At 66.2% G+C, this 19,815-nt stretch carries 10 protein-coding genes and 1 pseudogene; 8 read left to right on the top strand and 3 right to left on the bottom strand.

The window, feature by feature from the left end:
* The first annotated feature begins 16 nt into the window (after positions 1-16).
* The 3 genes from ACFPPB_RS03685 to ACFPPB_RS03675 all read left to right on the top strand — a co-directional run bounded on the left by ACFPPB_RS03685 (position 17) and on the right by ACFPPB_RS03675 (position 6,340).
* Complete coding sequence (locus tag ACFPPB_RS03685; protein ID WP_377324527.1) at positions 17-2,365, top strand: glycoside hydrolase family 31 protein; 2,349 nt, start codon at positions 17-19, stop codon at positions 2,363-2,365.
* A gap of 71 nt (positions 2,366-2,436) precedes the next feature.
* Positions 2,437-4,461, top strand: a complete 2,025-nt coding sequence (locus tag ACFPPB_RS03680) for a glycoside hydrolase family 13 protein (RefSeq protein ID WP_377325038.1) — start codon at positions 2,437-2,439, stop codon at positions 4,459-4,461.
* Between the two features lie 325 nt (positions 4,462-4,786).
* Positions 4,787-6,340: a GH39 family glycosyl hydrolase gene (locus ACFPPB_RS03675; RefSeq protein ID WP_377324525.1), complete on the top strand. Its 1,554-nt coding sequence runs from the start codon at positions 4,787-4,789 to the stop codon at positions 6,338-6,340.
* A 7-nt stretch (positions 6,341-6,347) separates the two neighbouring features.
* On the opposite strand, the gene ACFPPB_RS03670 is transcribed toward ACFPPB_RS03675, so the two are convergent.
* Positions 6,348-7,931, bottom strand: coding sequence for a tryptophan halogenase family protein (locus tag ACFPPB_RS03670; protein ID WP_377324523.1), 1,584 nt, complete (start codon positions 7,929-7,931; stop codon positions 6,348-6,350).
* Between the two features lie 170 nt (positions 7,932-8,101).
* On the opposite strand from ACFPPB_RS03670, the gene ACFPPB_RS03665 reads away from it, so the two are divergent.
* On the top strand, positions 8,102-10,507 hold the full coding sequence (locus ACFPPB_RS03665; protein ID WP_377324521.1) for a TonB-dependent receptor: 2,406 nt from the start codon (positions 8,102-8,104) through the stop codon (positions 10,505-10,507).
* Positions 10,508-10,795: 288 nt separating this feature from the next.
* Here ACFPPB_RS03665 and ACFPPB_RS03660 read toward each other — a convergent pair whose 3' ends face one another.
* Together ACFPPB_RS03660 and ACFPPB_RS03655 are read right to left on the bottom strand one after the other, a co-directional pair.
* The gene (locus tag ACFPPB_RS03660) at positions 10,796-13,390 is read right to left on the bottom strand and encodes a glycoside hydrolase family 3 protein (RefSeq protein WP_377324519.1); all 2,595 of its coding nucleotides are present in this window, start codon (positions 13,388-13,390) and stop codon (positions 10,796-10,798) included.
* 241 nt (positions 13,391-13,631) lie between these two features.
* Positions 13,632-14,645, bottom strand: a complete 1,014-nt coding sequence (locus ACFPPB_RS03655) for a LacI family DNA-binding transcriptional regulator (RefSeq protein WP_377324517.1) — start codon at positions 14,643-14,645, stop codon at positions 13,632-13,634.
* Positions 14,646-14,978: 333 nt separating this feature from the next.
* On the opposite strand from ACFPPB_RS03655, the gene ACFPPB_RS03650 reads away from it, so the two are divergent.
* The 4 genes and pseudogenes from ACFPPB_RS03650 to ACFPPB_RS03635 all read left to right on the top strand — a co-directional run bounded on the left by ACFPPB_RS03650 (position 14,979) and on the right by ACFPPB_RS03635 (position 19,723).
* Positions 14,979-17,168, top strand: a complete 2,190-nt coding sequence (locus tag ACFPPB_RS03650; protein WP_377324515.1) for an alpha-L-rhamnosidase-related protein — start codon at positions 14,979-14,981, stop codon at positions 17,166-17,168.
* Positions 17,165-18,655: an MFS transporter gene (locus tag ACFPPB_RS03645; RefSeq protein WP_417715088.1), complete on the top strand. Its 1,491-nt coding sequence runs from the start codon at positions 17,165-17,167 to the stop codon at positions 18,653-18,655. Before ACFPPB_RS03650 ends, ACFPPB_RS03645 begins: the two co-directional genes overlap by 4 nt.
* Positions 18,656-18,788: 133 nt before the next feature.
* A pseudogene (locus tag ACFPPB_RS03640) lies at positions 18,789-19,064 on the top strand (alpha-amylase family glycosyl hydrolase); the annotation flags it as partial.
* 17 nt (positions 19,065-19,081) lie between these two features.
* Positions 19,082-19,723, top strand: coding sequence for a DUF998 domain-containing protein (locus ACFPPB_RS03635; protein WP_377324511.1), 642 nt, complete (start codon positions 19,082-19,084; stop codon positions 19,721-19,723).
* Positions 19,724-19,815: the final 92 nt, after the last annotated feature.

Raw genomic sequence — 19,815 nt, 5'->3', positions numbered from 1 at the left:
ACGCGACCGATTCGGTATGACGACAGGGTTCTGGCTGGGCCTTGCGCTGGCGCCGATCGGCGCGACCGCCGCGACATCACCGCCGCAGCAGGCGACCTCCATGGCACATATCCGCGACCACGTCATGCTGATCGGCCAGGGTGCGGATCAGCTCAGCATCCGCTTCGTCGCGCCCGGCGTCGTGCACGTGCAGAACACGCGCAGCGACCCTGCCGATGCGCCCGCTCTGGTGATCGACCGTGACACCGCGCACCCGGTGTTCGAACAGGTACGTACCGACGCGAACGACGCGGGCATGGCCACCGCGCGCGCATCGATCCGCTGGGACGGGCAGCATCGCCAGCTGCAGATCGACGACGCGCAGCATCACCGCCTGCTGCAGCTCGACCTCGCTTCGCTGCAACACGGCGGGTTGACCTTGCAGCACGAACCGCAGGACGCGCTGTACGGCATCGGCGGCTACAACGCGACCGAAGATGCCGGCGCCGGCCTGCTGCGTACCGGCAAACAAGTCGCCGATGCCGGCGAACAAGGCCACGCCGGCGCACCGTTCGTGTGGAGCACCGCCGGCTACGGCGTGCTGCTGGACAGCGATGGCGCCACGTTCACCCTGAAGCCCGGTGCGATCAGCGTCGACAGCAGCGCGCGCCGGCATCCCGACTACTACATCCTGGTCGGCACACCCCGCGAAATCTTCACCGCGCTGGCGCAGCTCAGCGGTCGGTCGCCGCTGTTTCCGAAGTGGGCGATGGGCTTCACCAACAGCCAGTGGGGCATCGACCAGAAGGAGCTGCTGCAGATCGCCGACACCTACCGCGCCAAACACATACCGATCGACAACTTCACGCTCGACTTCGACTGGAAGGCATGGGGCGAGGACAACTACGGCGAGTTCCGCTGGAACGCCGCCAAGTTTCCGGACGCACCCAGCGGCAAGCTGAAATCCGATCTCGACCGGCGCGGCATCCACCTCACCGGCATCATGAAGCCGCGCGTGCACGTCGACACGGTGGAAGGCCGCTATGCCACGGCGCACGACCTGTGGCGTCCCGACGAGACGGCCGCGCCGGATTACTTTTCGCTGAAACTGGTGAAGGACATCGACTTCGACAAGCCGGCCGCGCGCGCCTGGTTCTTCAACGACGCGCTGAAACGGAGTTTCGCCACCGGCATCGCCGGCTGGTGGAACGACGAGGCCGACAATACGCCGAGCAACACCCAGTTCCTCAACATGCAGCGCACGCTCTACGACGGCCAGCGCGCGTTCTCCAACCAGCGCGTGTGGTCGATCAACCGCAACTTCTGGCTAGGCTCCCAGCGCTACGCCTACGGCTTGTGGTCGGGCGACATTCCCACCGGCTTCGCCAGCATGGCCGGTCAGCGTGCGCGCATGCTCAGCGCGATCGACGTGGGCGCGATGCAATGGGGCATGGACGGCGGCGGCTTCCATGGCCACCCGTCGGACGAGAACTACGCGCGCTGGATCGAGTTCGGTGCGTTCACGCCGATCTTCCGCGTACACGGCGACTTCGGCCAGAAGCGGCAGCCGTGGGTCTACGGGCCGGTCGCGGAGAAAGCCGCCACCGATGCGATCCGGCTGCGCTACGCGCTGATTCCATACATCTACAGCTACGCCTGGCGTCATCACACGAGCGGCCTAGGCCTGGTGCGCCCGCTGCTGTTCGACTGGCCGCACGATCCGCAGCTGCGCAACGACGTCGACGCATGGCTGTTCGGCGACTGGCTGCTGGCGTCGCCGGTGGTCGAGCCGGGGCAGATTTCGAAGGACATCTACCTGCCGGCCGGCCGCTGGACCGACTGGTTCAGCGGCAAGGCTTACCGAGGCGGCCAGACCGTCCGCCTCGCCATCGACAGCAAGCACTGGGGCGACATCCCGCTGTTCATCCGCGACGGCGCGATCATCCCGACCCAGCCGCCGATGGACTACGTCGGCGAAAAGCCGCTGACGCAGCTGGACGTCGACGTATTTCCCGCCGCCACGCGCACGCAGTTCGACTATTACGACGACGACGGCAACACCTACGACTACGAAAAAGGCGCGTACTTCGCGCAGGCGCTGTCCGTACGGCGGCAAGGCAGCACGGTGCGCTTCGAAACCGGCGCCGTCTCCGGCAGTTTCCGGCCCGCACTGAAGTTCTATCTGCTGAAGATCCATGGCGCCGCCGCCGCGACCGTCCGCAGCGGCGGCACCGCCCTGCCGACATTCCAGAGCCTGGATGCGCTGCAGCACGGCCAGGGCGAAGGCTGGGCCAGCGGCCACGATCGATACGGCGCCGTCACCTATGTACGGGTGATGGCGGCAACAGTGCGCGACATCGCACTGACCCTGGGCGACAACGGCTGAGCCATCTCCGTCGCCCGACGCGCGCCGCGCCGCGGCGCGCGTTCATGCAGTCACTGAAGGAGATCTACCTGATGTGCGATGACGGAAAGACGATACTCGGCGTGAAGCCGTCCCTGGCGCTGGCGATCTGCGCAGCACTGGCACTCTATGCCCTGCCCGCGCTGAACAGCCCGGCCAGCGCTGCCAGCAACGACAACAACGTGGAATGGGCCGGACTGTTCCACGACCAGGGCCCGATGTTCGACAACCACGTCGAACCGACCTCCGCCCAGGCGGTGACGCTGACCCTGCGCACGTTCAAGAACGACATCACCAGCGCCAACATCAAGTACTACGACAGCGCCGATGGCGCCTTCCACTGGGTGGCGATGAGCTGGTCGTCGAACGATGCCACCGGCGTGTACGACTACTGGAAGGGCACCGTACCGGCCAGCGCCTCGCACAAGTACTACCGCTTCCAGATCAACGACGGCAGCGCGACCGCCTGGCTCAATGCGGCCGGCACCACCTCGGCCGAGCCCTCGTCGGGCGATTTCTACATCCTGCCCGGATTCACCACGCCGGCATGGATGAAGAACGGCGTGATGTACCAGATCTTCCCGGACCGCTTCTACAACGGCAGCACCGCCAACGACGTCACCAACGGCCAGTACACCTACGCCGGCTGCGCCACCGAGAAGCATGCCTGGGGCACGAGCGTGGTATCCAACGTAGGCGGCTGCAACAGCGCGGTGTTCTTCGGCGGCGACCTTGCCGGCATCGACCAGAAGCTCGGCTACATCAAGAATACCGTCGGCGCCGACATCATCTATCTCAACCCGATCTTCCACTCGCCGACCAACCACAAGTACGACACCGAGGACTACACCACGGTGGACCCGGCGTTCGGCACCAACGCGACGCTGCAGACGCTGAGCGCCGACATCCACAGCACCAGCAACGGGCCCAGGGGCTACCTGATCCTCGACGGCGTGTTCAACCACACCGGCGACACGCATGCGTGGTTCGACCGCTACAACTGGTGGGCCACCAACGGCGCCTACGAGTCGCAGTCCAGCACGTGGTACGGCTATTACAACTTCCAGAGCTGGCCGGGCACGTACTCCACGTTCTTCGGCGTACCGAGCATGCCCAAGCTCAACTACGGCGCCACCGGCTCGGCCGTGCGCAACGCGATCTATGCCGGCAGCACCTCGGTGGTGAAGACCTGGCTGCAAGCCCCGTACTCGATCGATGGCTGGCGGCTCGACGCGGCACAATACCTCGACGCCAACGGCAACAACGGCAGCGACACCACCAACCATCAGATCATGGCCGAGCTGCGCACCGCGGTGAAATCGGTCAACCCCAATGCCGACGTCCTCGGCGAATTCTGGGGCAATGCCGGACCCTGGACCGACACCGGCGACCAGTGGGACGGCGCGATGAACTACGACGGCTTCGCCCAGCCGGTGTCCGAATGGATCACCGGCCAGGACTACAGCGGCAACGCCGCGTCGATACCGGTCTCGCAGTTCGACAGCTGGCTGCACGGCACGCGCGCGAACTATCCGACCGACGTGCAGCAGGCGATGTCCAACTTCCTCAGCAGCCACGACATCACCCGCTTCGGCAACCGCGCCGGCGGCGACATCTGGAAGACCTATCTCGCGCTGTTCTTCCAGATGACCTACGTCGGCACGCCGACGATCTACTACGGCGACGAGTACGGCATGCAGGGCGGCGCCGACCCGGACAACCGCCGCACCTTCGACTGGACCCTCGGCAGCATCACCAACAGCGCGGTGGCGCTGACCCAGAAACTCACCACCATCCGCAATGCCTATCCGGCGCTGCGCACCGGCTCGTTCATGACCTTGCTCACCGACGACACCAACAAGCTGTACGCCTACGGCCGTTTCGACAGCACCAACCGCATCGCGGTGGCGCTCAACAACGATACCGTCGCGCATGCGATGACGGTGCCGGTGGGCCAGATGAGCGTGATCAACGGCAGCCATCTCACCGAGCTGATCTCGGGCACGCAATACACCGTGCAGAACGGCACCGTGACCGTCACGGTGAACGGCCATTACGGCGCGATCCTGGCTCAGTAAGGGAACCGCGAAAACCCGCAGTTGCTCGTCATCCCAGCACAAGCGGGGACCCAGTGTCGTTGCTTTTCAAAAGCTTGAAAGTCACTGGATGCCTGCTTGCGCAGGCATGACGGGCTTTTCGAGGTCCGCAGTCCATGATGGTGGCGTCAGCGGCTACTGCTGGCACCACCGCTGACCAGCTCAAATCTGCTGAGCGCTGGCGATTGGCTGGACGTCATCGCTTGCGTGTAGGAAACTGCGCCTCGATGTAAACGTTTACATCCCGACGGTTGCTGGCCCAGGCCAGTCCGATCCGCGTCGCACCACGTATCGAACAGGACCTGCCATGGCTATTCCCGCCCTGCTACGAAACCTGGCCCTGGCGGCCTGCACCGCCCTGCTGATCACCGGCACGGCCGGCGCCGCGGCACCCGCGGCAACCAACACCAGCCTGCGCATCGACGCCACCGCCGCCGCCTCGCCGTTTCCGCATTTCTGGGAACAGATGCTCGGCTCCGGCCGCGCCTCGCTGGCCTTGCGCGACGACTACCGCAAGGACCTGGAAGCCGTGCATCGGGCCACCGGCTTCAGCTACATCCGCTTTCACGGCATCCTCGACCGCGACGTGGGTCTGGTGCAGCGCGACGCGCAGGGAAAGATTTCCTACAACTTCTCCTACGTCGACCAGATCTACGACGGCCTGCTCGAACGCGGCGTGAAACCCTTCGTCGAACTCAGCTTCATGCCGCCCGAGCTGACTTCGAACCCGGACGCGCTGCAGGCGTTCTGGTACCACCCGAATATCGCGCCGCCCAAGCACTACGCCGAGTGGGACGCGATGATAGGCGCGCTGGCGAAACACCTGGTCGAGCGCTATGGCATCGACGAAGTAGCCAGCTGGTATTTCGAGGTGTGGAACGAACCGAACATCGGGTTCTGGGCCGGCACGCCGCCGCAGGCCACCTACTTCACGTTGTACGACCACACCGCCCGTGCACTCAAGGCAGTGAGCCCGCGCATCCGCGTGGGCGGCCCGGCCACCGCGCAGGCCGCCTGGACCGCCGATTTCCTCGCCCACACACACAAGAACAACGTGCCGGTGGATTTCGTCAGCACGCATGTCTACGGCGACGACACCGCGGACAACGTGTTCCACACCAGCGAGAAGATCCCGCGCGCCGACATGGTCTGTCGCGCGGTGGACAAGGTGCACAAGGAAATCGCCGCGTCGCCGTATCCGCAGATGCCGCTGATCTTCAGCGAACACAACGCCAGCTACGCCAACCTGCCCAACGTCACCGACACCGTGTTCATGGGGCCGTGGATCGCCAACACGATCCGCGAATGCGCCGGCAAGGTGCAAATCATGAGCCACTGGTCGTTCTCCGACGTGTTCGAGGAACAGGGCGTGGTGCGCAATCCGTTCTACGGCGGCTTCGGCCTGATCGCCGCCGACCGCATTCCCAAGCCCGCCTTCAACGCGTTCGCCGTGCTGCACAAGCTGGGCGACAAACAGCTCGCAATCGATTCCGATGCCGCGCTGGCCACCCGGCGCGAGGACGGCAGCGTGGTCATCGCATTGTGGAACTACGCCCCGCCCGTCGGCGACACCGCCAGCTATACGCGCGGCGAACCCGTCGGCGCGCCGAAGCACTTCAGCATCGACGTGCGGCATCTGCCCGCCGGCGCCCGCGCCACGGTCTGGCGGGTGGACGCCACCCACGGCAACGCCGTCGCCGCGTTCGACCGGATGGGCCGCCCCGACTTCCCCAGCCGCGAGCAGATCGCCCAGTTGCGCGAGGCCGGCCAACTGGCCGCGCCCGAATCGGTGGCGGTGAGCGACGGCAGGTTCGCGATTACGGTGCCGGTGCAGGGCCTGGTGGTGGTGGAGCTGCGCTGAGCACCGCTCAGCTCACGCCAACGAGATCTTTCTGCCCCAGCCGCTGCGCGTGCTCGCGGCACAGTTGCTCGACCAGCACCCGATGATCCGGCAAATCATCGAGTGCACGGCCGGCCATCTGCTGGATCATCGCGAACTCGCGCTGCGCCGCCGCCATCTGCGGGTACGCGCTGCGCATCGGCTCGAGGTCGGTCCTGAACTCCATGCCGTACAGCACGTATTGCCAGCTCGCGGGCATGAACATTTCCAGGTCGGTGACGAAGTCCAGCCGGTGCGGCGGACGATGGCGCCATAGCGCGAGGCGGTCCTGTAAGGTCTGCGGGATGCCGGCGGGATCGGCGTTGTCGATCCAGAACGCGCTGTCGCGGCGCTGCGTCAGGCAGTAGTGCATCTTGATGAAGTCGATGATGCGCTCGTAGCGCGCCACCATCATCTGGTTGAACTGGCGCGCGGTACGTTCCATGTCGTCCGCGTCGCCGGGCAACAGGTGGGTGATCAGGTAGGCGGCCAGTTCGACCAGCGCGATGCCGGTGGATTCCAGCGGCTCGACGAAGCCGCCGGCCAGGCCCACCGCCACGCAGTTCCGGCGCCAGTGCTCCGGCCGGTAGCCGGTCTCGAACTTGATATGCAGCGCCTCCAGTCCGGCTGCGGCGTCGCCCACGTAATCGCGCACCACCTGTTCCGCACGGGTGGCGTCGCTATGCCGCGACGAATACACATAGCCGATGCCCCGCCGCTTCTGCAGGCCGATGTCCCAGGTCCAGCCCGCTTCCTGCGCGGTGGCGCGGGTGAACGGCAGGATCGGCGCGTCCGGACGCGGGTACGGCACCTGCAGCGCCACCGCGCGGTCGGCGAACAGCACGTCGCGCCGGCTGTGGAACGGCGACTGCATCGCGTTGCCGATCAGGGCACCGCGCAAGCCGGTGCAATCCACGTAGAGGTCCGCGCTGAGCTCGCCGATTTCCCTGGTGACGATGCGCGCGATCGCGCCTGATTCGTCCAGCTCGGCCCGTTCCACCGTGGCCAGATGACGCCTGACCCCCAGGCTCTGGCCGTGCTCGGCCAGCACGGCGGCGAAGCAGGCGGCGTCGAAGTGGTAGGCGTGGTTCATCGGTCCCTGGTAGTCGGCATCGGTGGCGCGCTTCGGCGCCCGGCCATGATCGATCAGGCGCTTCTGCATGGTCACCGCCTCGGCGAAGGCCATGCCGTCGGGAGCGCCGCCGAGCAGCCAGTACGGCAACAGCTCCGGATTGCCGCTGCGCTGGCTGGGCAGGCTGAAGGGATGGAAGAAGCGATCCGGCCCGGGCTCGCCGGGCGCGCGCACCCAGTTCACATACTGGATGCCCTGCTTGTATGTCGCGCTGGCGCCGACCAGGAAACGGCGCTCGTCCAGGCCGATCGCGGCCAGGGTGCCGCGGATCGAGGGAAACGTGGCCTCGCCCACGCCGAGCAGACCGATGTTCGGCGATTCGACCAGTTCGACCTGAATGCTTTCAGGCTCCGAACTGTTCAGCGCCTTGGCCAGGTAGCAAGCCGTCAGCCAGCCGGCGGTGCCGCCGCCGACGACCAGAATCTTTTGGATACGCGCCATTTCACTTTCCTCCCACTTGCTGCTTAGCAACAAGCCTATTGCAGATTTTCGCAGTAGGATCGCCTCCGATGACAGCGCTGTCATTCAATTTGACAGCGCTGTCATGTACAGACTACCGCATGTTCGCGACTACCTGCATGTCCACGACGATTTATTGGGGAGAGGGTGAAATGAAATTACGTTATTCGGCTTTGTACGTCGCCATGACCGCCATATTTGCTGCCGGCGCCGTCCACGCCGCGACACAGGATCCCGCCCCGCAGAACGCGGCGGCCAGCAGAAAGGTCAAGGACCTGGACACGGTTCAGGTCACCGCGACCAAACGCGAAACGCCGCTGCAGAAGACCCCGGTCGCGATCAGTGCGATCAGCGCCGACTCGCTCGACAAGGAGCGGGTAATGACGGTGCAGGACATCACCAAGCTGGTGCCCGGTTTCGAAGCCACCTCGCAAGGCGACCACGGCGTGGTCACCCTGACCATGCGCGGCATCGGCAACGACAGCGCCAAGACCGAGTACGCCGATCCCGAAGTGGCGATGTTCATCGACGGCGTGTATTCGCCGCGCCCGGAAGCGGCCGCCGGCCTGCTGCTGGACATCGACAGCGTGGAAGTGTTGCGCGGTCCGCAGGGCACGCTGTGGGGGCGCAACTCCACCGCCGGCGTGGTCAATTTCCAGACCGCCAAGCCGGACCTCAGCGGCTTTTACGGCAACGCCCAGATCGAGGCCGGCAACTACAGCCACGTCGGCACCCGCGCCACGGTGAACCTGCCGATCAGCAGCACCTTCGCCATGCGTGTGGCCATCGCCCAGGAACAGCACGACGGTTACGTGGACTACCAGAACCCGTCCAAGCAGCTCCCCAGCCTGGCCAGCCAGCAGGCCGCGTACCTGGCCAGCGGCGGCACCCTGGCCACGTTCCAGCCGATCAACGCCAGCGACTACGTGACCGGCGGCGACAAGTACAACGCGCAGGATCAGTCGGCGGCGCGCGTCAGCGCACTGTGGCAGCCGAGCGACAACTTCACCTGGAACCTGTCCTACGAATACTTCCGCGATCGCGGCACGCCCGGCATGAGCCTGATGCAGCAGCCGCGAGCCGGACAGGATTTCTGGTCGGCGCTGATCGACACCGCGCCCTACCTGAAGCGCGACTCCCACACGGTGCGCAGCCGGATGGATTTCAAGATCGGCGACTCGATGATGCTGAGCTACGTGTTCGGCTTCAATCGCTTTTCCGGCAAGAGCAATTTCGACCAGGACAACGGCGTGCAGGTGCCGACCAGCTTCGCCACCGGCGCGTCCTACCAGGCCGATCGCACCAACTTCTCCAACTACAAGAACTACAGCCACGAGTTCGACCTGAAGTCGACCGGCGACAACGCGGTGGACTGGATCCTCGGCGCCTACTACGCGGCGGAGGACAACAACATCCGCTTCGACATCCCGATCCTCAACGGCACCTCGCAGGGCACGGTGTCCTGGCAGGGCTCGTTCATCCAGCCGAAGGAGACGGTGGAGTCCAAGGCGTTCTTCGGCCAGGCCACCTGGCACATCACCGACAGCCTGCGCCTGACCGGCGGTGCGCGCTGGTCCAACGACATCAAGAAGAACGAGGGCGGCCGCGGCTGGGGCTGGGCCTACGATCCGACCGTGCCGCAGGTGCCGATCTCGCCGGATGTCGAGCCGGGCAACGTGGGCTTCAGTGTCTCCACCGTCAACGATGCGAAGTACGACAAGAGCAAGGTCACCTGGCTGGGACGGATCGATACCGACGTCGGCCAGCACGGCCTGCTGTATGCCAGCGTGTCCACCGGCTACAAGTCCGGCGGTACCCAGGACGCCGGCACGCTGTACGAACCGGAGACGCTGACCAACTACGAAGTCGGCTCGAAGTTCAGCTTCCTCGACGGCCACCTGACCTGGAACAGCGCGATCTACTACGAGCAGTTCAAGAATTTCCAGCTGGCCGCGCCGATCACCTATCCCAACGGCAACCGCGGACTGGGCTTCTCCAACGTCAAGGGCACCACCAAGGTGTTGGGCTTCGAATCCGAGCTGGCGCTGTCCAGCGAGAACGACCGCCTCAACCTGGTGTTCTCGGCGATCCCGAAGAAGGAACTGGGCACCCTCAAGTATGCCGGCAGCAACGACTACCAGGGCCTGCCCCCCTGCCCTGCGGCATCCGGCATCAGCAACTGTATCGACGTCAGCGGCAACGATCTGCCGCATGCGCCGAACGCCTCGCTCACCGCGATCTACGAGCATGACTTCCGCCTGTCCAACGGCGGCCGGCTGACGCCACGCCTGTCGGCGCAATACCAGAGCTCGCAGTGGCTGAGCACGTTCAACCTGGGTGACGGCGACAAGCAGAAGGCGTATGGCCGCGGCGACGTCTCCGTGCGCTACACCGAGCCGCAGGATCGCTGGTGGGTCGGGGCCTACGTGCAGAACGTCACCGATGGCAAGGTACGCACCAGTGCCGACCGCTTCGCGCTGCCGGGCGGCAGCTTCGCCTACACCTCGCAGTACCTGCCGCCGCGCACCTTCGGCGTCAACCTCGGGGTGTGGTTCTAGGTTTCATCGTTTCCCCCTGGCCACGGAGACCTCCCCTCCCGTCGCCGCTGGATGCCCCCGCAACGGGGCATCCTTTTTTTTGGCTCCTCCACCCACCCGCCGAAATCCCGCAAGGACCATGAGGGGGTAGGAGCCCGCTAACGGGCGATGCTCCTGCCCTGAATCCTTCCTACCCAACAACCATCAAAGCAACAGCATCGCCCGCCAGCGGGCTCCTACATGGCCGGGGTCGACGCGGCGGCGCGGGCGGTCGGTCGGCGGCGCGGCGCGTTCGGGGTACGGGGCTGCCTAGTGCGCGCGGCAGTCCAGCGTGCGGTCCGCCACCGTGCCCAGCGAGACCTCGGTGATGGCGATGTTCTCGCCGGGGCTGCTGATCCATTCGAACGGGCGGTCCAGCCTGGTCATGTCGGCGCCGGCGTCGCGGAAGCATTTCAGCGACACGCCGACACGCAGCCACTGCCCGCGCGGCAGGGCGGCCAGCTGCGTGCCGATGGGCACTTCGCCGCTGCAGCCGCTGCCGCAGCCGACGCCTATCGTGGTGCCTGCGGGCGACACCGTGTCGATCCGCAACGTGGTCACCAGCATCATGTCGCCGTTCGTTTCGCGGTCCACATCCAGCGGCGCGGGCGCCACCAGCGCGGCACGCGCCGTGCCGTGGCCCGACCAGTCCAGGCTGCGCGCGTCCTCCTGCGCCTTGTAGTCGAGTGCGCTGATGTGCAGGCCGCCGTCGCTGGTCGCCGCGGGCGTGGCGGTGACATTGACGGCCGCGCTGTCGGCGCCGGTCAGGCGCAGCGCGAAACCCTGGGCCGGTTTGCCATGGGTGAAGTAGACGCCGGCCCGCGCACCGCTCAGTTCGACTCCGGCATCCTCGGACAGCGGACCGGTGTCGCCGCGGTCGGCGTAGGTCAGGCCGAAGCCGTAGGGAAACTGCGGCTGTTCGCCGCGCGCAGCCGCCGCGACCGGAATCTGTACCGCCGTGCGCGGCCACGCATACGCCAGCTTGCCGTGGAAGTCGTGGGCGATGCGGCCGTCGCGCGTGCGCAGCAGCACGTCGGCGATGCCCTCGCCTTCGCTGCCCGGCAGCCACGCCACCACGAACGCATCCGACGCGTTGATCTCGCGGTTCATCCACAGCGGCCTTCCGGTCAGGAACACCGCCACCACCGGGATGCCTTGCGCGTGCAGACGGCGCAGCAGGTCGAGGTCGTGGTCGTTGCCCGGCCGGTACGCCAGATTCGGCAGGTCGCCCTGGAACTCGGCGTAGGGATCTTCGCCGAACACCACGATGGCGGCGTCGGGCTTGTGCTTGTAGCTGCCGTCGACCGACAGCTCGGCGCTGCCGCCGGCGGCCTTCACCTGCGCCTGGATGCCGGCGAAGATCGAGGTGGCACCGGGGAAATTCGCGTTGGTCAGGCCGGTGCCCTGCCAGGTCAGCGTCCAGCCGCCGTTCTGCTTGGAGATGTTGTCGGCGCCGTCGCCGGCGACCAGCACATGCTTGCGCGGATCGATCGGCAACACCGCACCCTTGTTCTTCAGCAGTACCAGCGACTCGCGCACCGCGCGGCGCGCCACCGCGCGATGCGCCGGGCTGCCGATCACCTGCGCCGACCTGGCCGCCAGCGGATTGGCCGACGGCAGCCCAGCCTCGAACATGCCCAGGCGCAGCTTCACCCGCAGGATGCGGGTCACCGCATCGTCGACGCGGGCCATCGGGATCACGCCGGATTCCACTTCGGCCAGCGTGTTCTTGTAGAGACCCTTCCACGAGTCCGGCGCCTCCAGCATGTCCAGCCCGGCGTTGTACGCCACCGGGCAATCCTCGTTGGTGCAGCCGGGCACCTGGCCGTGCGCATTCCAGTCGCCCAGCACGATGCCGCCGAAGCCCATGCGATCCTTCAGCACGTCGGTGATCAATGCCTTGTTGCCGGCCATCTTCACGCCATTCCAGCTGGAGAACGACACCATCACCACCTGCACGCCGGCCTTGATCGCCGGCAGGTAACCGGCCGCGTGCACGTCGCGCAGCACGGTTTCGCTGACCTGGGCATCGCCCTGGTCCTTGCCGTCGCGGGTACCGCCGTCGCCCAGGAAGTGCTTGGCGGTGGCGATCACGTGATCGGCATCCAGGTATTGCGGTGTGCCGAGCTTGCCTTCCAGGCCTCCGATCACCGCACTGGCGTACTGCGCCACCAGCGCCGGATTCTGCGAATAGCCTTCGTAGGCACGCCCCCAGCGGCCATCCTGCGGCACCGTGAGCGTGGGCGCGAAGGTCCAGTTGATGCCGCTGGCGCGCAGCTCCTGCGCGGTGATCTGGCCGATTTCGTGGAGCAGTTCCGGATCGCGCGCGTTGCCCAGCGCGGAGTTCTGCGGAAACAGCGTGCTGCCGACCAGATTGTTGTGGCCGTGCACCGCGTCGATGCCGAACAGCACCGGGATCGCCAGGCGCCCGCCCGAGGTATCCATCGAGGCGCGGTAGAACGCATCGGACAACTTCTTCCACTGCTGCGCCGTGCCGTATTGCTGGCCATCCGGCCCGGAGTTGCCGCCGGCCAGGATCGAGCCGAGGCGGTAGGTGCGCACGTCATCCGGGGTCACGTACTTGATGTCGGCCTGGATCATCTGGCCGACCTTGTCCGCCACCGACATCTTCGCCAGCAGCGCGCTGACCCGGGCCTCGAGCGCGGGATCGCGCGGCAGCGGCGAACGCCCTTGCGGCCACAACGCGGGATGGACGGTGGCGGCGTCGACGGCCGATGCGGAATAAGTGGGCATAAGCAACGCGCCAGCGAGTGATACGGCCAGAAAAATGCGGGGCAGGGACAGGGGCGATGGGGGCGACAAGGGCACGGCAGGGCTCCAGGCTGGCGCGCCGGCGGCGCGCATCGAAACCGCATAGTGACATGGATGACAGCGCTGTCAATTTGCTTAGCAGCATGGCCACCCGCCGCGGGACCCACCACGAACCGGCAACATTTCCAGGAAGCGTGTAGGAGCGACCTCGGTCGCGAAACCCGGCGGAGCGTGCCGCGGTTTCCTGCCGTTCATCGGCAAGCGCGACACAGGCCGCTGGCGCGGCCATCGCGACCGAGGTCGCTCCTACAAAGGGTGACGTGGCGGGTGGGTATCAGGGAACGCGAGCGGTGGAGTTGCGGATCTGCAGGGAGAACGGTATCTCCACCAGTTGGCCCAGACCACGGCCGCGCAGGAGGTTCAGCAGCTGCTGCGCGGCGATCTTTCCCATCTCGCGGCTGGGCTGCTGGATGGTGGTGAGCGCCGGCCATAGCTGGCGCGCCAGCGGGGTATCGTCGAAACCGCACACGGAAAGATCGTGCGGCACCTTCAACCCATACTCGCCGGCCGCCCACATCACGCCGGTGGCCATGTCGTCGTTGGCGGCGAACACCGCGGTAGGCCGCTGCTCCAGCGCGAACAGCTGGCGCGCCGCGGCGACGCCGGAGCCGAACGTAAACGCGCCCTGCACCACCAGCGCCGGGTCTTCGGGCAGGCCTGCGGCGGCCATCGCCTCGCGGTAGCCGGCCAGGCGCCAGCGGCTGGCGCCGTGATCGGCGATGCCGATGACATGGGCAATCCGCCGATGGCCCAGTGCCAGCAGGTGCTCCACGATCGCCCGTGCGGCCTGCTGCTCGTCCATGCTTACGCCGATGGCGTTGCCACGCTGCATCGGCGACACGCTCGCATACGGCACGTTGCGTTCGCGCAGGCGCTTCAGCAGCGGCGCGTAGTCGGTGATCGGCGGCGTCAGCACCACGCCGTCGGGGTGGTGATCGGAAATCAAGGTGTCGAGGCGACGGATGAAATCATCGCTGCGCATGCGCAGCGGGCGCACCATCATGCTGTAGCGATGCGCATCGCAGGCCTCGAGCACACCGTCCTGGATCTCGGCCAGGTAGGTCGAGGCCGGGTTGTCGTTGTTGTCGTACAGCATCGCCACCAGGAACGAACGGCTGCCCGCCAGGCTGCGCGCCGATGGGTGCGGACGGTAATCCATCGCCTCCATCGCGGCGCGCACCCGCTTGCGCGTTTCGTCGCTTACGTTGGCCTCATCGTTGAGCACGCGGGACACCGTCTTGGGCGATACGCTCGCTGCGCGCGCCACATCTTCGAGGCGTACCCGCATGGAATCTCCCGCTGTCATTGCTGGTGTCGATCGACTATGCCGCCATCGCCGTTCGCTTTACAAGGTCCGGCTCTGCCGGGAGCGGCCGCCGCGGTGGACCGCCCGGTGCGCGCCGCGTCTCGTCCGATCTCATGAATACGTATGCAACCACTGGTTGCTGCATTGCGACGCTACCTACCATGCGCAGTCCATCCCCCGCGCCGGCCCGTTGCGGATGTTGCAACTGCAACATGCAGGACGGGCCGCACCGTGACATAACAGACACCGGAGGGCTCACTCGATGATCAGCACCATGGGCTGCAAACCCTGCAGCAAACAGTACCCGGCGCGCACATGTTGAGCGTGCTGCTGGCCGCGGCGATCACCGCCAGCACGGGCGCGCCGGCCTGGCACGACGGGCTGGACTGGCATGGCGTGCACGCCGGCATCAGCCGCGATGCGCAGGACAACTACACGCTGGCGTGGCCGTACGGCCAGCGCGTGATCGCGGCGCAGCCGCTGCGCACGGATACCGCCAGCGTGCTGTTCGACGGACTGTTCGCGATGGCGCAGGACGATCTGCGGCAGGACTCGGTCACGGCGATCCGCGACGGCGCGTTCGACCAAGGCCAGCCGATTCCCTGCCACTGTTTCGAGACCGGCCTGAAGTGGCCGTACGTGTGGACGCGCGACCTGGCGTATTCGATCGACCTCGGCCTGTGGCGCTTCGACCCGGCGCGTTCGCGCAACGGGCTGATGTTCAAATTGTCCGATGTGCGCGTCCCCGCCGCACCGCAAGGTCCCTACCCGATGCAGGACACCGGCTCGGGCGGCAGCTGGCCGATCAGTACCGACCGGGTGGTGTGGTTTCTCGGCGCACGGCACTTGCTCGACGATCCGACATTCGCCGGCGACGTCTACAAGGCGCTGGACGCCACCGTGGCGCAGGATCGGCAGTACGCGTTCGATGCTACGTTCGGCCTGTACCGCGGCGAGACCTCGTTCCTCGACTGGCGCGAGCAGACCTATCCGGCCTGGACGGCCGACGAAGTGACCTTCATCGCGCAGTCGTACGCGCTGTCCACCAACGTGTTGCATTACCAGGCCTTGCAGCTCGCCGCCACGATGGCCGCCCAGCGGCACGACACGAGGGCGGCGGCCGGCTACCGCAGCCAGGCCGCCGCGCTGAAGAGCGCGATCAACGCGCACTTCTGGCGCGCCGACCGCGCCATGTACATGAGCTACATCGGCGGCGACGGCACGCCTTACGACACCTACGACCTGCTCGGCATCGCACTGGCGATCGACAGCGGCGTGGCGGACGGTCAGCGCGCGCAGCAGACGCTGGCGAACTATCCCACCTGGCCCGCCGGCAGCCCGGTGATCTGGCCCGAGCGATCCGACCAGCCGATCTATCACAACCGCGCGATCTGGCCCTTCGTCAGCGCCTATGCGTTGCGCGCGGCGCGCAAGCTGGAGCAGCCCGCGCGCATCGCCCACGAGATCACGTCGGTGATGCGCGGCGCGGCGCTGTACGGCTCCAACATGGAGAACTACGAGCTGCTGACCCAGGGCCAGCACGTTGACGAAGGCCCGCTCAGCGGCCCGGTGGTGAATTCGCCGCGCCAGCTGTGGTCGGTGGCGGCGTATCTCGCGGTGGTCACCGAGGGCGTGTTCGGCCTCGGCGAAGACGGCCGGGTGGAACCGAAGCTGCCGACCTCGCTGGTGCCTATGCTGTTCGGCCAGCGCACGTCGATCACGTTGAAGCTCGCCGACCGCAGCATCACCTTGCAGCTTCCGAAAAAGTACGCCGGCAACCTGCTGGTCGCCGATCGCAGCACCACGCACGGCACCGCCACCACGGTGCTGCTCAAGGCGGTGCAGGTGAAGGACGTGCCACTGCGCACCGATGCTCCGCTGTACGCACCGGTTGCGCCGCCTGCGCCGATAGCGCGTGCCGAGGGCGATGGCTGGCAGGTCACGGTGGACGGCAAGGTGCAGCTCTATGTCAACGGCCGGCGCCACGGCAACGTCGAAGGCAGCGACCGCCTTGCACGGCAGGCCGACCTCACCTGCATGAGCGCCACGCGCGTGGATGCGTACGGCATCGAATCGCTGCACAGTCCGACCACCTGCGCGGGCGAGGTAGTGAAGGTCGCCGGCCACTGGCCGCGCAACTGGACCGCGCCGGCCACCGGCGACTACCGGGTGTCGCTGGACTACGCCAACAACCATGGCCCCATCAATACAGGCATCACCGCCGCGGTGAAGATGCTGCACGTCCGCTGCGATGGCAGCGACGAACAGCAGCTGCCGATCGTGATGCCGCACAGCGTGCGTATGCAGCCATCCAGCTGGGGCCGCTTCAGCGCCAGGGCCGGCGCCGCCTGCCGGTTCGATCTCGGCGACGGCTTCAACATGAGTTACCTCGCCCACTTCGCCCATTACACGGGTGGCAGCGGCGGTACTGATGGCCCATTGAACCAGGCCGACGTGCGTGATCTGCTGATCGCTCCGCTCGCCGCCGGTGACGCCATCCCATGAAGGACAGCACCCACTTGAACACCAAACCGTCGCTGTCGTTCTGGCAGATCTGGAACATGTGCTTCGGCTTCCTCGGCCTGCAGTTCGGCTTCGCGCTGCAGAACGCCAACGTGAGCCGGATCTTCCAGACCCTGGGCGCCGACGTGAACGACATCCCGGCGCTGTGGATCGCCGCGCCGCTGACCGGGTTGATCGTGCAGCCCATCATAGGCCACTTCTCCGACCGCACCTGGACCCGGCTGGGCCGGCGCCGGCCGTACTTTCTGGTCGGTGCGGTGTTCGCCTCGCTGGCGCTGCTGTGGATGCCGAACGCTCCGGCGCTGTGGATGGCCGCCGGCCTGCTGTGGATTCTGGATGCTTCGATCAACGTGTCGATGGAGCCCTTCCGCGCCTTCGTCGGCGACCAGTTGCCCACGCCCCAGCGGCCGCTGGGCTATGCGATGCAGAGTTTCTTCATCGCGGTAGGCGCGGTGGTGGCCTCGGCGCTGCCGTGGATGCTGGCGCAACTGGGCGTGGCCAACGTGGCCGCGGGCGGCGGCATACCCGACACCGTGAAGTACGCGTTCTACACCGGCGGCGCGGTGCTGCTGGGCGCGGTGCTGTGGACGATCCTGCGCACGCGCGAATACCCGCCTGCCCAGCTGCAATCGTTCACCGACAGCGTGGCCGAACAGCCTGCGGTGGACGCCTCGCCCGCCTGGAAACTCGGTCTGCTGCTGCTGGTGGCTGGCGTGCTGGTGCTGTTCGCGATCCGCCATTTCGCGCTGGAGAAAGAGTTGTACCTGCTGGCCGGCGGCCTGGTCGTGTTCGGCCTGCTGTTCGCCTGGCTCAGCTTCACCCGCAGCTCCGGCATGCTGCGCGAAGTGATGGGCGACCTGTACGGCATGCCGGGGCCGATGCGCCGGCTCGCCTGGGTGCAGTTGTTCTCGTGGTTCTCGATGTTCGCGATGTGGATCTACACCACGCCGGGCGTGACCCAGGCCCTGTACGGCACCACCGATACCGGCTCGGCCGCCTACAACGAGGGCGCCAACTGGGTCGGCGTGCTGTTTGCCGCCTACAACGGTTTCGCCGCGCTGGCCGCCGTGGTGATTCCGCTGATGGTGCGCCGCTGGGGCCTGCGCATCAGCCACCTGGTGAACCTGTGCCTGGGCGGCGCCGGGCTGCTGTCGTTCCTGATCATCCGCAATCCGCAGTGGCTGCTGGCCTCGATGGTCGGCGTGGGCTTCGCCTGGGCATCGATCCTGTCGCTGCCGTATGCGCTGCTGTCGGACAACCTGCCGGCGGCGAAGATGGGCGTCTACATGGGCATCTTCAATTTTTTCATCGTGATCCCGCAGCTGCTGGCCGCCAGCGTGCTCGGCCTGCTGCTGCGGCTGTGCTTCCACAACCAGCCGATCTGGGCACTGGCGCTGGGCGGCGCCTGCCTGCTGGTCGCCGGCCTGGTCACCTTGCGCGTGCGCGAACCAGCCCCCTCCATCCCGTAGGAGCCCGCTCGCGGGCGATGCTGTTGCTTTGATGGTTGGGTAGGAAAAATCAAAACAACAGCATCGCCCGCCAGCGGGCTCCTACATCCAGCCGTGTGTCGCGTCTTGCCGGGGAAACACGATGGTAAAGAACATGGTTGCAGCATGGGTCCTGAGCTTGGTCGCGGGCTTCGCCCAAGCCACCACTACACCCGAATTCGTCGGCACCGATGCGCCGTTCGCGTCCAACGCGATCTACTTCGTGATGACGGACCGCTTCGTCAACGGCGATCCGTCGAACGACCAGCGCCATCAGGGTGGCGCGCATCCCACGTTCGACATCCCGGTGCCCGGCGCGCCAAAAGGCGAGAGTGCGAACATCGGCTACCTCGGCGGCGACTTCAAAGGCGTGCTGGACAACGCCGGCTATTGTGAGCGTCAGGCCTTATGACAAGCATTCGCCTTTGGTTCGGTCCCATTGCACTCCTGCTCTTTATCGCAGGCACTCTTACAATCGGCGCATTCACGCCGGGCTACAGCCATGTTCGCCAAACGGTCAGCGAACTGGGCGAGTTCGGCTCCCCGTGGCAACTTGCCTTCAGCGCCTTACTTTGCGTCATAGCTGCATGCCTTGTCATCTTCGCAAGCGCCGTCGCGCGTTCACTTCGCGGGCTAGGTTGCTCGGCACTTCCAGCCTATTTCGTGGTTGCATTGGCAATTTCGTGTGCAGGTGTTGGCATATTTTCCTTTCCGCATCCGCTTCATAACGTCTTCGGCTTGTCCGAAACGGTGGGCCTGCAAGCCCCTCTGGTCGCGGCCCTGGTCTGCTGGAACGTGCCACGTGCGAGACAAATCGCCCTTTTTTCAATCATCATGTATGCGGTGGTGTTGTTCGCCATTGCAGTTAACCTCATTCCATTGGTACGGCCGGCGAGTCTGTGGCCTGTTATCAAGCCATACTTTGGCATCGTGCAGCGTTTTCTTTTCGTAAGCTGGTTCGCTTGGTGTGCAGGGTACGCGATGTTTCTGCTCCAGGTCGGTCGGACTAACAACTCCGTAAGAGACTTCCCGTCAATACCGCCCGCTTGATGCTCTTGCCTTGAGCTTTCAGGCTTTCGCTGGCCATCATGTTGTCCTCTGTGTTGCGTCGTGCATGTCAGTGCGTGCGGCGTTGAACGTTG

The sequence above is a fragment of the Rhodanobacter terrae genome, assembly GCF_042657005.1.
In the GTDB taxonomy this organism is placed as follows: domain Bacteria; phylum Pseudomonadota; class Gammaproteobacteria; order Xanthomonadales; family Rhodanobacteraceae; genus Rhodanobacter; species Rhodanobacter terrae.
This window is presented reverse-complemented; position numbering and strand designations above follow the sequence as displayed.

Coding starts and splice junctions, on each gene's coding strand:
- ACFPPB_RS03635 (WP_377324511.1), top strand. CDS start 19,082: ATGACAAGCATTCGCCTTTGGTTCGGTCCCATTGCACTCCTGCTCTTT.
- ACFPPB_RS03655 (WP_377324517.1), bottom strand. CDS start 14,645: ATGCGGGTACGCCTCGAAGATGTGGCGCGCGCAGCGAGCGTATCGCCC.
- ACFPPB_RS03670 (WP_377324523.1), bottom strand. CDS start 7,931: ATGGCGCGTATCCAAAAGATTCTGGTCGTCGGCGGCGGCACCGCCGGC.
- ACFPPB_RS03675 (WP_377324525.1), top strand. CDS start 4,787: ATGGCTATTCCCGCCCTGCTACGAAACCTGGCCCTGGCGGCCTGCACC.
- ACFPPB_RS03685 (WP_377324527.1), top strand. CDS start 17: ATGACGACAGGGTTCTGGCTGGGCCTTGCGCTGGCGCCGATCGGCGCG.
- ACFPPB_RS03660 (WP_377324519.1), bottom strand. CDS start 13,390: ATGCGCGCCGCCGGCGCGCCAGCCTGGAGCCCTGCCGTGCCCTTGTCG.
- ACFPPB_RS03680 (WP_377325038.1), top strand. CDS start 2,437: ATGTGCGATGACGGAAAGACGATACTCGGCGTGAAGCCGTCCCTGGCG.
- ACFPPB_RS03665 (WP_377324521.1), top strand. CDS start 8,102: ATGAAATTACGTTATTCGGCTTTGTACGTCGCCATGACCGCCATATTT.
- ACFPPB_RS03645 (WP_417715088.1), top strand. CDS start 17,165: ATGAAGGACAGCACCCACTTGAACACCAAACCGTCGCTGTCGTTCTGG.
- ACFPPB_RS03650 (WP_377324515.1), top strand. CDS start 14,979: ATGTTGAGCGTGCTGCTGGCCGCGGCGATCACCGCCAGCACGGGCGCG.